Raw genomic sequence first — 12,385 nt, 5'->3', positions numbered from 1 at the left:
CGCAGACCATCGTGGCGCCGATGAACCAGCCGCAGGGCGGCACGATGCCGCCCCCGCCGGCCCCCGCACCGTACGGCCAGCCGGGGCAGCCCGGACAGCCCGGCCAGCAGCCGCCGCAGCAGCCGCAGTTCGGCCAGGTACCCGGCCAGTCCGCGCCCCCGCCGCCCGGTTACGGCCAGCAGCCGAGCGCCCCGATGCCTCCCGGCTACGGTCAGCAGCCTCCCGGTCAGCAGCCTCCCGGCCAGTTCCCCGGTCAGCCCGCCGCCCCGTCCCCGTACGGAGCCGGCGTACCCCAGGGTTCTCCGCAGGGCGGCGGTGTGGCCGCGGCTCTCGCGGCGTACCGCGAGGCCCCCACCGGGCAGCGCTGGACGCAGCAGAACGAGAAGATGGTCCGCGTCGACCTCGGCGTCAGTGAGCAGGCCGTGCTCGCGCGGCAGGGCAGCATGGTGCTCTACCAGGGCAAGGTCGAGTTCAGCTACAAGGGCGCGGGCTTCGCCGGCCGTGTCGTGGGCAACGCGACCGGCCAGGAGATGCAGCTGATGCGCTGCTCCGGCCGCGGCCAGGTCTTCCTCGCCGAGGAAGCCACCCACCTGCACCCCATCGAGCTCCAGGGGGACGCGATCTGTGTCTCCGCGGAGAACGTCCTCGCGTTCGACGAGTCGCTCCAGCACGAGGTGCGCAGGATCGAGGGCCACGGCATCCCCGGTGGCGCGCTGTTCGTGATGCAGTTCCAGGGCGCCGGCACGGTCATCGTCAAGACGCACGGCGTGCCCGTCGTGCTGCCCGTCACGCCGACGACATTCGCCGACTGCCAGTCAGTGGTCGCCTGGTCGGCGGCGTCCCAGGCGATCGTCTCCAGCCAGGTGCGGGCGCGCAGCAACGCGTACGCGGGCTCCTCGGGGGAGAGCGTGAACCTCCAGTTCCGGGGTGCGCCCGGCAACTTCATCATCGTCCAGCCGTACGAGGTCTGAGGGAGCCCGTCATGAATCAGCAACTCTCGGGCTTTGCCCCGGCGCCTGTCGCCGCCCGTATGGAGAACCATGGCAACCACATGCTCAAGGTGGCCATGCAGACCGGTAACGACCTCCTCGCGCGCGTGGGTTCGATGGTCGCCTACGAAGGGTTCGTCACGTACGAGCCCAATCCGCCCGCGGTCCGCCAGATCGCCAAGGAGTGGATGACCGGCGAGGGCGCACCTCTGATGAAGTGCTCCGGAGACGGCCTGCTCTACCTCGCCGACTACGGAGCGGACGTCGTTGTCATCAACCTGGCGGGCGACTCGCTCTCGGTGAACGGCACGAACCTCCTGGCCTTCGACGCGAGCCTCCAGTGGGGCGTCGAGCGGGTCAAGGGCCTGGCCAAGTTCGCCGGGCAGGGCCTGTGGAACATCAAGATCTCCGGCCAGGGCTGGGTGGCGCTGACCTCCCGCGGCACCCCGATCGTCGTCGACTGCGGCCGCGGCGAGGACGAGACATACGTCGATCCGGACGCCCTGATCGCCTGGTCCCCGAACCTCAAGGTGAAGGGCAAGCGCAGCTTCAAGGCCGGTTCGCTCATCGGGCGCGGCAGCGGTGAGGCCTACCAGATGGGCTTCTCCGGAGAGGGCATCGTCGTCGTACAGCCCAGCGAGGACAGCACCGACCGTCTCCGAGCTCGGGGCTGAGGGGGAGCAACACACCATGCAGAGCCCACTTTTCGCGCACACCGAGCAGCAGACTCAGGAGCGCTACACCGTCCAGAACCCGCAGCTGCTGCGGGTCGCCCTCGCGGGCCACGACGACATCCTGGCCCGCAAGGGCGCCATGGTCGCCTACCAGGGGCTGATGGAGTTCGACGCCGAGTACCAGAGCCAGGGCAACCAGCGGGCCCGCGCGCGCACCGGCGAGGGCCTCGACCTGATGCGCTGCCACGGCCAGGGCACGGTCTATCTCGCCAACCTCGCCCAGTACATCCACGTAGTGGATGTGGACCAGGACGGTCTGACCGTGGACAGCAGCTATGTCCTCGCGCTCGACTCGTCGCTGACCCATCAGGTCATCGCCGTGGACAGCCAGTACGGCATCTCAGGTTCCGGCAAGTACCAGCTCAACATCACGGGCCGCGGCAAGGTCGCCCTGATGACCTCGGGCCAGCCGCTGATGCTGCAGGTCACGCCGGACCAGTACGTGAACGCCGACGCCGACGCGATCGTCGCCTGGTCCAACGGCCTGCGGGTGCAGATGCAGGCGCAGACGCACTCCTCGGGCGTGTGGCGGCGCCGTGGCAACACCGGTGAGGGCTGGGAGCTCAGCTTCATGGGCCAGGGCTACGCCCTCGTCCAGCCCAGCGAGATGCTGCCGCCGCAGAACGCGGTCGTCGGGCAGGGCGCGCGCGCCCAATTCGGCGTCGGACAGCAGGGCGCTCGGGGGCAGAACCAGGGCAACGTCTGGAGCTAGCCCCTCCACGGGGGGCGGGAGCAGTAACAGGAGCGTGGGGAACTGCGGGCCGGCTATGGCTGGTCGCGCAGTTCCCCCCTTTCGGGGCGCGTTCTACAGCCGGGCCCTCGTTGCCTCCATCAGGCGTACGACTGAGTCGTCGGCCACCCCCGCCACCTCGTCGTACGCGAACCAGCGCAGGTCCAGTGACTCGTCGCTGATCGCCTCGATCGCTCCCGAAGGGGCGAGAGCGGCGTACTGCACGTCGAGATGCCAGGCGCACGGGGTCTTGTGCCGGTCGAGGCGCACCGGGCCTCCGGGCAGCAGCGTGAGCCCGGTGATGCCGGACTCCTCCGTGCCCTCCCGCAGAGCCGCCGCCGCGAGGGTCGGGTCCTGAGGCTCGCAGTGGCCGCCCATCTGCAGCCACATGCGCAGCTTCTTGTGCAGCGTCAGGAGCACCCGGCCGCGCTCGGGGTCGACGACCATGGCGCTCGCCGTGATGTGCCCGTCGGCGCAGGACTTCCACATGCCGTCCGCGTGGCCGGAGAGGTGGTCCAGATACGCCTCGCGGAGTTCCTCCTGGTCCTCGTAGCCCTTCAGCACGAGGACCGCGTCATCCTGAAGGCTCACTTGTCGCTTTCGCCCTTGTCGTCGTCCTTGTCTTCGTTCTCGGTGTCCTCGGTGTGCTTCTTGAGGTCCGGCTTGGCCGAACCGTCCGCCGCCTCGCCGAGCATCTTGTCCAGCTCGGAGAAGTCCAGCTGCTCGTGGTGCACGAAGCCATCCGGGTCGTCCAGGTCCGAGGCCGTCGGCAGCATGTCCGGGTGCGCCCACAGGCCGTCGCGTCCGTCCACACCACGCGCGTCCGTGAGCGAGGCCCACAGGCGCGAGGCGTCCCGCAGCCTGCGCGGGCGCAGCTCAAGGCCGATCAGCGTGGCGAAGGTCTGCTCGGCGGGACCGCCCGTCGCGCGGCGGCGGCGCAGCGTCTCGCGGAGGGCGTCGGCGGACGACAGGCGGGGCTTGGCAGCCGCGTGCACGACCGCGTCCACCCAGCCCTCGACGAGCGCGAGAGCCGTCTCCAGACGGGCCAGGGCGGCCTTCTGCGCGGGAGTGTCCTCGGGCTGGAACATGCCCTGCTGGAGCGCTTCCTGCAGCTGCTCGGGATTCTGCGGGTCGAGCTGGCCGACCACGTCCTCCAGCTTGGCCGTGTCGACCTTGATCCCGCGGGCGTAGCCCTCGACCGCGCCGAACAGATGCGAGCGCAGCCACGGCACGTGCGCGAAGAGCCGCTGGTGGGCGGCCTCGCGCAGCGCCAGGTAGAGCCGGACCTCCTCCTGGGCGATGCCCAGGTCCTTGCCGAACGCCTCGACGTTCACCGGAAGCAGGGCGGCCTTGCCGGCCGGGCCGAGCGGCAGGCCGATGTCGGTGGAGCCGACGACCTCGCCCGCGAGCACGCCCACGGCCTGGCCGATCTGCTGGCCGAACATGGCGCCGCCCATGGAGCGCATCATCCCGATCAGCGGGCCTGCCATGGCCTGCATCTCCTCGGGCAGCACGTCGCCCATGGCGAGGCCGACGCGCTCGGCGACCGGGTCGACAAGCTCCTTCCACACCGGGAGGGTCGCCTCGACCCACTCGGCGCGGCTCCAGGCCACGGCCACGCCGGAGCCGGACGGCAGCGACGTCGCGTCGTCGAGCCACAGGTCGGCGAGGCGGATGGCCTCCTCGACCGCGCCGCGCTCCGTGGGACCGACGCTCGCGTCCTTGGTGCCGTCGGGCGTCCCCTGGGAGACGGTCTGACGGGCGATGTCCTTGGCCATGTCCCAGTTCACCGGGCCGCCCTCGTACGAGAGCATCTGGCCGAGCTGCTGGAACGCGGCGCCCAGGTCGTTCGGATTCATCGAACCGAACATCGCGGCGAACGGATTGTCACCGCCCGGACCGCCGGCGCCGGGCAGGCCTCCGAAGCCGAATGGGTTCCCAGGGCCACCTGCACCCTGTTCCCCGCTCTGTCCCTGTCCGGGGGATTCCTTCTTCTTGCCCTCGTCGCCGTCTTCCGGCTCCTCCGGCGGAAGGCCGAATCCGAATGGGGTGTCGCTCACGGGATTCCTCGGCTCGTCAGGCCGCCGGTACTGTTCCGGCGGCGGCTGCCTTACAACACCACCCAGCGTAGACACCGTGACGGGATCGGGCCTCAGTGCTTCGCCGACTCATGGCCTGCGGCAGGATGGATGCCACCTGGTAGGTACGCGTCATTCGCGTACCTACTGAAGACAACCGCTGGAGACGCCTGGTGAGTTCCCCAGATCCACAGGTTCGCGCAGCGCGAAACCTTTCTACCCCGGCCCCCGTCCGAGGGCCCGTGGTCGCCGTCACCGGCGCCGCCTCCGGCGTGGGCGCGCTGCTGACCGAGCGCCTGGCCGCGTCCGAGGAGATCAAGCAGGTCGTTGCCATCGACGAGCGGCGGGGCGAGTGCGCCCAGGCCCAGTGGCACATCCTGGACGTCAGGGACCCGGCCATCGCCGAGAAGCTGCGGGGCGCGGACGTCGTGGTCCACCTCGCGCTCGATCTCGACCTGGAGACCGACGCGGCGGCCCGTACGGCGTACAACGTGCGCGGCACGCAGACCGTACTCACGGCCGCCGCGGCGGCCGGCGTCCACCGCGTCGTGCTCTGCACGTCGGCGATGGTCTACGGAGCGCTGGCCGACAACGAACTGCCCCTCTCCGAAGACTCCGAATTGCGCGCCACAGCGGAGGCGACCGGCGTCGGCGACCTCCTGGAGGTCGAGCGGCTCGCCCGGCGCGCACCCCGTGCCCACCCCGGTCTGAACGTCACCGTGGTGCGGCCCGCGACCTTGGTGGGGGGCACGGACACCGCGCTCACGCGCTATTTCGAGTCGCCCCGGCTGCTCGTGGTGGCGGGCTCGCGCCCCGCCTGGCAGTTCTGCCACGTCGAGGATCTGTGCAGCGCCCTCGAGTACGCCGTCCTGGAGAAGGTCGACGGGGAGCTGGCCGTCGGCTGCGACGGATGGCTCGAGCAGGAAGAGGTCGAGGAACTCAGCGAGATCCGGCGCATGGAGCTGCCCTCCACGGTGGCGCTCGGAGCGGCGGCCCGGCTGCACCGCATCGGTCTCACTCCGTCCCCGGCCGGTGACCTCGCGTACACGATGTACCCGTGGGTCGTCAGCGTCAGCAGGCTGCACGACGCGGGATGGCGGCCGCAGTGGACCAACGAGGAGGTCCTCGCGGAGCTGCTGGAGGAGGTCGCGGGGCGTCGGACCGTCGCGGGACGCCGGCTCGGGCGCAAGGACGCGACGGCCGCGGGCGCCGCCGGTGCGACGGTCGCGCTGCTGGGTGCGGCGGCGGTGGTGCGGCGCGCGAGGAAGGCGCGGCGCCGGATCTGAGACCCCCGCTGAACCGCCTTAGACCGGCTGAGCTGCTTGTGGGCCTGTAGAGAGCTCCAACGCGGCACGCGCGCGTGCCGGGCGAAAGCGCTATTCCGTGATGTCCGTGCCGTGCGGCACCATGGCCGCATGGCACGCACCACGAACGACCACCCCGGCGAGCAGGCCGCCCAGGACCCCATCCGGCTCCTCGCGATCCGTGACGCACCGCTCTCCCTGGACGAGGTCTTCCGGGCCGTCGGCGACGACGCCGCGGGCGGCACGGCGCTCTTCGTGGGGACCGTGCGCAATCACGACGGCGGTGTGGACGTCGACGAGCTCGGCTATTCGACCCACCCGACGGCCGAGGCCGAGATGCGCCGGGTGGCCGAGAAGGTCGTCGCCGAATATCCGGTGCGTGCCCTGGCCGCCGTCCACCGGGTCGGTGACCTGGCGGTGGGCGACCTCGCGGTCGTCGTGGCCGTCTCCTGCCCGCACCGCGCGGAGGCCTTCGCCGCCTGCCGCAAGCTGATCGACGACCTCAAGCACGAGGTGCCGATCTGGAAGCACCAGCGTTTCTCCGACGGTCAGGAAGAGTGGGTCGGCGCCTGCTGAGCGTCGGCGAGCCGGGAGGGACTGTGCCCGGTCTGGCCGGGGCGTACACGGTCGGCGGACGGAGTCCGACGCGGTCGGTCGAAGCCTGGGAGGCCCGCCAGGGCCGAGCAGTGCGAGAGCGGCCATCAGGAATTGGGTCGGGCAGGAGGAGTGGGTCGGTGCCTGCTGATCTCTTCGGGCAGGGCTCCTGATCTCTTTCCGCCGCCGCGGAGCCAGTTGGCCCAAGAGCTTCCGGTTGCGTAACCCGACCCCGGGCGTGAGCGTTGACGGAGCGGATGGTTAATCTGCTGATCAGTCAGTTGCGGTCGCTCATGGGGTCGGGAGGTCGACATGGCATCACTTGCCTGGTTGCTGATTCCGTTTGCGGCAGCTGTCGGTGCGGGGGTGTGGGGCGGCTGGGCTGCGCGCAACCGCAGGTCGGGCAAGACCGGGGACAACACCGAGCTCAACGGCTACGCGGCCTTCCGCGAGGCGATGGAGAAGTCCCACTCCGGCACGTGAGGCCCCTGTGGGCCCCGTACGGACTGGCCCCAGCGGTGCACTGACAGACAGGTCCCGTACTGTCGTTCCATGCCACGCCGCACCGCGACGATGCTCGCCTCCACCCTGATGCTGATCGCGCTGCTCTGCGCCGGAGTGCTCATCAAAGTGCCGTACTCGGAGATGTCCCCGGGGCCCACGGTGAACACCCTCGGCGACCACGGCGGCGAGCCGGTGCTGCAGATCTCCGGTCACAAGACCTACCCGACGACCGGTCACCTCAACATGACGACGGTCCGGGTCACCAGCGCCGACTACAACATGAACATCGCGGAGGCCGTGTACGGCTGGCTGGCCCACGACAACATCGTGGTGCCGCACGACACCCTCTACCCGGACGGCAAGACCGAGCAGCAGTCGACCCAGGAGAACGCCGAGGAGTTCAGCCAGTCCCAGGAGAGCGCCAAGGTCGCGGCGTTGAGGGAACTGGACCTCCCGGTGAAGTCCCAGGTCGTCGTCTCCACCGTCTTCAAGAACAGCCCCGCCGAGGGCAAGCTCCACGCGGGCGACGTCATCAGGAAGGTCGACGGCACGCCCGTGAAGGAGATGACGGACGTCGCCAAGCTGGTCACCAAGCACAAGCCGGGCCAGGACGTCGTCTTCAGCGTCGTCCCCGTCAAGGAGGCGGCCGCCGCCGAGAAGGCGGGCAAGGAGCCGACCCGGACGGACGACGTCAAGATCACGACGGAGAAGGCGAAGGACGGCCGCGCGATCGTCGGCATCCAGGCGGGCCCCGATCACACGTACCCGTTCACCATCGACATCAAGCTCGCCGACGTCGGCGGCCCCAGCGCCGGACTGATGTTCGCGCTCGGCATCGTCGACAAGCTGACCCCGGACGACCTCACCGGCGGCAACTTCGTGGCCGGCACCGGCACGATCGACGACAACGGCAAGGTCGGCCCGATCGGCGGCATCGGGATGAAGACGGTCGGCGCACGCGCCAAGGGCGCCGAGTACTTCCTGACGCCCAAGGACAACTGCGCCACGGCCGCCAAGGACGTCCCGGACGGCCTCACGCTGGTCAAGGTGAACACCATCGACGACGCGGTCGACGCCCTCGACGACATCCGCAAGGGCGACACCGCTGACCTGCCGCAGTGCACGGTGAAGAAGTAGAAGTAGCGGCACAGAGAGACGGACGTACGTACGCGGGCGGGGGCACCCCCCGCCCGCGTACGACAACGGCGTGCTGTCAGTCGGCGAACGTGGCCGCCAGCGCCTCCGCGAGCCCCGGAACCAGGTCGGACCCCGTGAGGACCTCGGTCGGCGAGTCCTTCTCGCGCAGCCGCAGGGCCGATTCGCGCGCGCCGTCACGGAGCACCGCGACCGACATGCGGACCTCCTGGCGGTCCGGGTGCTCGGCCACCCACTTCGCGAGCTGCGCCTCGCTGAGCCCTTCGGGGACGGACGTCTCCGCCGACGGCGGCAGCATCAGACGCTCCACCGTGAGGGCGCAGCCCACCACGGCGTCGGGCCAGGCGATGGTGCCGAGGAACTCGTCCAGCGGCTTGCCCGCCGGAATCTCCTCCTGCTCGATGGGGGTGAGGCCGGACACCTCGGGGGAATTGTCGAGGCCGAGCTGGTTGGCGAGGCCGGGTTCTTGGGTGCGCAGTCGCGCCGTGTCGACGAGCGCGAAGAGGCGTGCGGGCTGGTCCCAGCCGAGGCCGGACGCGTACTCATCGATCTCGAGCACGGCACGGGTGAGGGGGCTCGCTGCCATGGGAGTGTTGGACATGGTCACAATCCTGCCTCGTTAGTCCCGAGAAACGGGAACCGAGTAAAGCGTAGGTAAGTTGCATAGGTGTGGGTCCACGATCACAGGGCCCTGACGGATCAACAGAATCAACATCGAACTTCGAGGTGCGCACCTTGGCTTTCCAGATGCCGGACCGCGGCGGAGGCCCGACGGGGCCACGGATCAGAGTGGGCCGACCGTCCCGTCGCGTCCGGACCCTGCTCATGACACTGGGCATCCTGGCTGTTCTCGCCATGGTGTTCGTCATGTTCGCGGGGTTCTGGACGGACTGGCTCTGGTACCGCTCGGTCAACTATTCGTCGGTCTTCACGACGACACTGTGGACCAAGATCGGCCTGTTCTTCGTCTTCGGCCTCCTGATGGCGGCCGCGGTCGGACTGAACATCTGGCTGGCGCACCGGCTGCGCCCGCCGCTGAGCGCCATGTCGATGGAGCAGCAGAGCCTCGACCGGTACCGCATGAGCATCGCGCCGTACAAGAAGTGGCTGCTGCTCGGCATCGCCACGCTCGTCGGCCTGATCGCGGGCGCGTCGGCAGCGGGCCAGTGGCGCACGTGGCTGCTGTGGGTGAACGGCGTCTCCTTCGGTCAGAAGGACCCGCAGTTCCACCTCGACGTGTCGTTCTTCGCGTTCGACCTGCCCTGGTACCGCTTCCTGCTCGGCTTCGGCTTCGCGGCCACGGTGCTCTCCCTGATCGCCGCCGCCCTCACGCACTACCTGTACGGCGGACTGCGGATCACCAGCCCCGGCGCGCGCGCCACGGCGGCGTCCACGGGGCACCTGTCGGTGCTGCTCGGCGTCTTCGTCACGCTCAAGGCCGTGGCGTACTGGCTCGACCGGTACGGCCTCGCGGTGAAGTCCAGTGACTTCAAGGCGACGGGCGACTGGACGGGCCTTCGCTACGTGGACGCGAACGCGTACCTGCCGGCGAAGACCATCCTGTTCTGCATCGCCGTCATCTGTGCGCTGCTCTTCTTCGGGACGCTCTGGCGGCGTACGTGGCAGCTGCCGGTCATCGGCTTCGGCCTGATGGTCCTCTCCGCCATCCTCATCGGCGGTCTGTACCCGGCCATCGTGCAGAAGTTCCAGGTCTCGCCGAACGAGCAGGCCAAGGAAGCGCCGTACATCCAGAAGAACATCAAGGCGACGCGCGACGCGTACGGCATCAGCGGCGTGAAGCCCGAGGACTACAAGGGCGCGGGCAAGGCCGACGAGGACCCCAAGAAGAAGCGCGACGACGCGGACTCGGCCGCCAACTACCGGCTGAACGACCCGAACATCGTCTCGCCGACGTTCCAGCAGCTCGAGCAGGAGCGCGAGTACTACCGCTTCCCGAAGACCCTGGACGTGGACCGCTACAACGGCCAGGACACCGTCGTCGGTCTGCGTGAGCTCAGCCTCGACAAGCTCGACAAGCGCAACTGGATCAACGACCACTTCGCCTACACCCACGGCTATGGAATGGTCACCGCCAAGGGCACGGAGACCAAGAAGGGCTCCAAGGGCGCCCCGGACTTCACGGAGTCCGGCCTGCCCACCACCGGCAATCTCGGCCCGTACCAGCAGCGGATCTACTACGGCGAGAAGACCACCCAGTACTCGATCGTGGGCGGGCCCCAGAAGGAGCTCGACTACGAAGAGGACGGCGGGGGTCAGAAGACCTACAGCTACAAGGGCGACAGCGGGGTCAACCTCTCCAACCCGATAAACCGCGCCGCGTACGCCGTGTCCTTCGGCGAACCGCAGATGCTGTACTCGGGCGCGATCGGCGAGGGGTCGCGGATCCTCTACAACCGCACCCCCAAGGAGCGCGTCGAGTCGGTGGCTCCCTGGCTGACCATCGACGGCGACACGTATCCGACGATGGTCGACGGCAAGATCCAGTGGGTTGTCGACGCCTACACGACGAGCAACGGCTATCCGTACGCGTCGCGGACCACTCTCGGGGACACGACGGCGGACTCGCTCTCCGAGTCCGACGACCAGCGTGCGGTGGTGGCCCAGCAGAACCGGGTCAACTACATCCGCAACTCGGTGAAGGCGACCGTCGACGCGTACACCGGAGAGGTCAAGCTCTACACCTGGGACGAGAAGGACCCGGTCCTCAAGACCTGGAAGAAGGCGTTCCCGGACACCGTCAAGGACAAGGGTGAGATCCCCAAGGCCCTGATGGACCACCTGCGCTACCCCCAGGACATGTTCAAGGTGCAGCGCGAGCTCCTGACCCTCTACCACGTCACGGACGCCGGCCAGTTCTACAACGCGAGTGACGCCTGGCAGGTGCCCAACGACCCGACGAAGAAGGACAACAGCGCGGTCCCGCCGTACTACTTGTCCATGAAGGCGCCGGGTCAGGCGCAGCAGCAGTTCTCACTGACGACGACGTTCACGCCCAGCGGGCGCCCCAACCTGCGCGCCTTCATGACGGTCGACGCCGACGCCAGAAGCAAGAACTTCGGCACGATGAAGCTACTGAGAGTCACGGGCGACGTGGACGGCCCGGAACAGGTCCAGAACAAGCTGAACTCGATGACGGAGGTCGGCAACTTCGTCCGGGACATGAAGGGCGCCGATTCCGACGTCCTCTACGGAAACCTGCTGACCGTGCCACTGGACGACGGGTTCCTCTACGTCGAGCCCGTGTACGTACAGGGACGTAAATCGGCGTATCCGCTTCTGAAGAAGGTGGCGGTGTCCTACGGCACGGAGACCGCATTCGCGGACTCCCTGAGCGACGGCCTCAACCAGGTCTTCGGCGCCGAGGGGACCACCAAGCCACCGGCCGAGGATCCGGACGAGCCCAGCGATCCGACCGATCCGCCCAAGACGAGCGATCCGACGGTGCAGGCTGCCCTCGACGACGCCCAGACGGCGTTCGAGGACGGGCAGACGGCCCTGAAGGACGGCGACTGGGAGGCGTACGGCAAGGCGCAGGACGACCTCCAGGAGGCCCTGCAGCGAGCCGAGGACGCCCAGGCCGCGGCGGACAAGAAGGGTGACAAGAACGGGGACAAGAACAGCGACAAGAATGGCGACAAGAACGGCGGCTGACCAGCTGCGAAACACCCCCTCCGCGCCGTGGTACGGTTTGAACACAACGGCGCGGGGTGGAGCAGCTCGGTAGCTCGCTGGGCTCATAACCCAGAGGTCGCAGGTTCAAATCCTGTCCCCGCTACTAGAAGATGAAGGCCCGGATCCTTATCGGATCCGGGCCTTCGTCGTGTGTGGGTGGGTCCGTGGCGGCGTGCGCTGGTCTGTGCGAACCGTGCTCCGCCCGAGGGGAGTTGAGAAATCTGTGTTTCACTTATCTCTCTGTGGGCATGTCGACAAAACGCTGAAGTGACCTCACTGGCTGCGGTATACCAGGTGTACCCAGGTTGCAGGTGGTGCGACGATGGACGTTATGGGGGACAAGGCAACTCTGTTGGAGACAGGGCGGTTTGTGCAGCCGGCCGACCGGGAGGATCCCGGGGCGGCCGCCGAGGAGATGAGCCATCGGCTGGCCGCCGAGGCCGGAGACGTCGACGCGATGAGCGTCCTCGGCAGCATGCTCCTGCGCCGCGGTGATCTCGACGGGGCCGAATCTCTGCTGCGCGCTGCGACCGCCGAGGGCGACCGCGCCGCGGCCAACAACCTCGGAGTCCTCCTCCACCAGCGCGGATACGCCGACGAGGCG

Annotated in this window: 12 protein-coding genes and 1 tRNA gene; 10 read left to right on the top strand and 3 right to left on the bottom strand. The window is 68.8% G+C overall.

The window, feature by feature from the left end; genetic code table 11:
- From ABD378_RS31735 to ABD378_RS31725, 3 genes are all read left to right on the top strand, one after another.
- A partial coding sequence (locus ABD378_RS31735; protein WP_344526491.1) for an AIM24 family protein occupies window positions 1-971 on the top strand: 971 nt, incomplete at its 5' end.
- Between the two features lie 11 nt (window positions 972-982).
- The gene (locus tag ABD378_RS31730) at window positions 983-1,663 is read left to right on the top strand and encodes an AIM24 family protein (RefSeq protein ID WP_344526489.1); all 681 of its coding nucleotides are present in this window, start codon (window positions 983-985) and stop codon (window positions 1,661-1,663) included.
- Between the two features lie 16 nt (window positions 1,664-1,679).
- Entirely contained in the window at window positions 1,680-2,435 is a 756-nt protein-coding gene (locus ABD378_RS31725) for an AIM24 family protein (RefSeq protein ID WP_344526487.1), read from the top strand.
- Window positions 2,436-2,528: 93 nt separating this feature from the next.
- On the opposite strand, the gene ABD378_RS31720 is transcribed toward ABD378_RS31725, so the two are convergent.
- Window positions 2,529-3,044: an NUDIX hydrolase gene (locus ABD378_RS31720; protein WP_344526485.1), complete on the bottom strand. Its 516-nt coding sequence runs from the start codon at window positions 3,042-3,044 to the stop codon at window positions 2,529-2,531.
- Window positions 3,041-4,513 (bottom strand): zinc-dependent metalloprotease, encoded by a 1,473-nt coding sequence (locus ABD378_RS31715; protein ID WP_344526483.1) that lies wholly within the window; start codon window positions 4,511-4,513, stop codon window positions 3,041-3,043. Before ABD378_RS31715 ends, ABD378_RS31720 begins: the two co-directional genes overlap by 4 nt.
- A gap of 191 nt (window positions 4,514-4,704) precedes the next feature.
- Between ABD378_RS31715 and ABD378_RS31710 the strand changes: the two genes are divergently transcribed.
- The 4 genes from ABD378_RS31710 to ABD378_RS31695 all read left to right on the top strand — a co-directional run bounded on the left by ABD378_RS31710 (window position 4,705) and on the right by ABD378_RS31695 (window position 8,070).
- Window positions 4,705-5,817, top strand: a complete 1,113-nt coding sequence (locus ABD378_RS31710; RefSeq protein ID WP_344526481.1) for an SDR family oxidoreductase — start codon at window positions 4,705-4,707, stop codon at window positions 5,815-5,817.
- Window positions 5,818-5,946: 129 nt separating this feature from the next.
- The gene (locus ABD378_RS31705; protein ID WP_344526479.1) at window positions 5,947-6,411 is read left to right on the top strand and encodes a molybdenum cofactor biosynthesis protein MoaE; all 465 of its coding nucleotides are present in this window, start codon (window positions 5,947-5,949) and stop codon (window positions 6,409-6,411) included.
- A 330-nt stretch (window positions 6,412-6,741) separates the two neighbouring features.
- Window positions 6,742-6,912, top strand: a complete 171-nt coding sequence (locus ABD378_RS31700) for a hypothetical protein (RefSeq protein ID WP_344526477.1) — start codon at window positions 6,742-6,744, stop codon at window positions 6,910-6,912.
- A gap of 69 nt (window positions 6,913-6,981) precedes the next feature.
- Window positions 6,982-8,070 carry a YlbL family protein gene (locus tag ABD378_RS31695; RefSeq protein ID WP_344526475.1) on the top strand — a complete coding sequence of 363 codons (1,089 nt, stop codon included), beginning with the start codon at window positions 6,982-6,984 and terminating at the stop codon, window positions 8,068-8,070.
- Between the two features lie 76 nt (window positions 8,071-8,146).
- On the opposite strand, the gene ABD378_RS31690 is transcribed toward ABD378_RS31695, so the two are convergent.
- Window positions 8,147-8,689: a PPA1309 family protein gene (locus tag ABD378_RS31690; RefSeq protein WP_344526473.1), complete on the bottom strand. Its 543-nt coding sequence runs from the start codon at window positions 8,687-8,689 to the stop codon at window positions 8,147-8,149.
- A 146-nt stretch (window positions 8,690-8,835) separates the two neighbouring features.
- Here ABD378_RS31690 and ABD378_RS31685 point away from each other — a divergent pair, with 146 nt between their 5' ends.
- From ABD378_RS31685 to ABD378_RS31675, 3 genes are all read left to right on the top strand, one after another.
- Entirely contained in the window at window positions 8,836-11,760 is a 2,925-nt protein-coding gene (locus tag ABD378_RS31685) for a UPF0182 family membrane protein (protein ID WP_344526493.1), read from the top strand.
- A 50-nt stretch (window positions 11,761-11,810) separates the two neighbouring features.
- Window positions 11,811-11,884 (top strand) — tRNA-Met (locus ABD378_RS31680).
- Window positions 11,885-12,103: 219 nt separating this feature from the next.
- Window positions 12,104-12,385, top strand: a 282-nt coding sequence (locus ABD378_RS31675; protein ID WP_344526471.1) for a tetratricopeptide repeat protein, incomplete at its 3' end; no start/stop codon positions are given.

It is taken from the genome of Streptomyces rectiviolaceus (assembly GCF_039533825.1).
In the GTDB taxonomy this organism is placed as follows: Bacteria; Actinomycetota; Actinomycetes; order Streptomycetales; family Streptomycetaceae; genus Streptomyces; species Streptomyces rectiviolaceus.
Note: the sequence above shows the minus strand (reverse complement) of the source record. Positions and strands in the feature narration are given on the sequence as shown.

What these genes read in the sequence shown, in the direction of transcription:
- ABD378_RS31730 (WP_344526489.1), top strand. Translation starts at nt 983, where the DNA reads ATGAATCAGCAACTCTCGGGCTTTGCCCCGGCGCCTGTCGCCGCCCGT.
- ABD378_RS31725 (WP_344526487.1), top strand. Translation starts at nt 1,680, where the DNA reads ATGCAGAGCCCACTTTTCGCGCACACCGAGCAGCAGACTCAGGAGCGC.
- ABD378_RS31705 (WP_344526479.1), top strand. Translation starts at nt 5,947, where the DNA reads ATGGCACGCACCACGAACGACCACCCCGGCGAGCAGGCCGCCCAGGAC.
- ABD378_RS31700 (WP_344526477.1), top strand. Translation starts at nt 6,742, where the DNA reads ATGGCATCACTTGCCTGGTTGCTGATTCCGTTTGCGGCAGCTGTCGGT.
- ABD378_RS31695 (WP_344526475.1), top strand. Translation starts at nt 6,982, where the DNA reads ATGCCACGCCGCACCGCGACGATGCTCGCCTCCACCCTGATGCTGATC.
- ABD378_RS31690 (WP_344526473.1), bottom strand. Translation starts at nt 8,689, where the DNA reads ATGTCCAACACTCCCATGGCAGCGAGCCCCCTCACCCGTGCCGTGCTC.
- ABD378_RS31685 (WP_344526493.1), top strand. Translation starts at nt 8,836, where the DNA reads ATGCCGGACCGCGGCGGAGGCCCGACGGGGCCACGGATCAGAGTGGGC.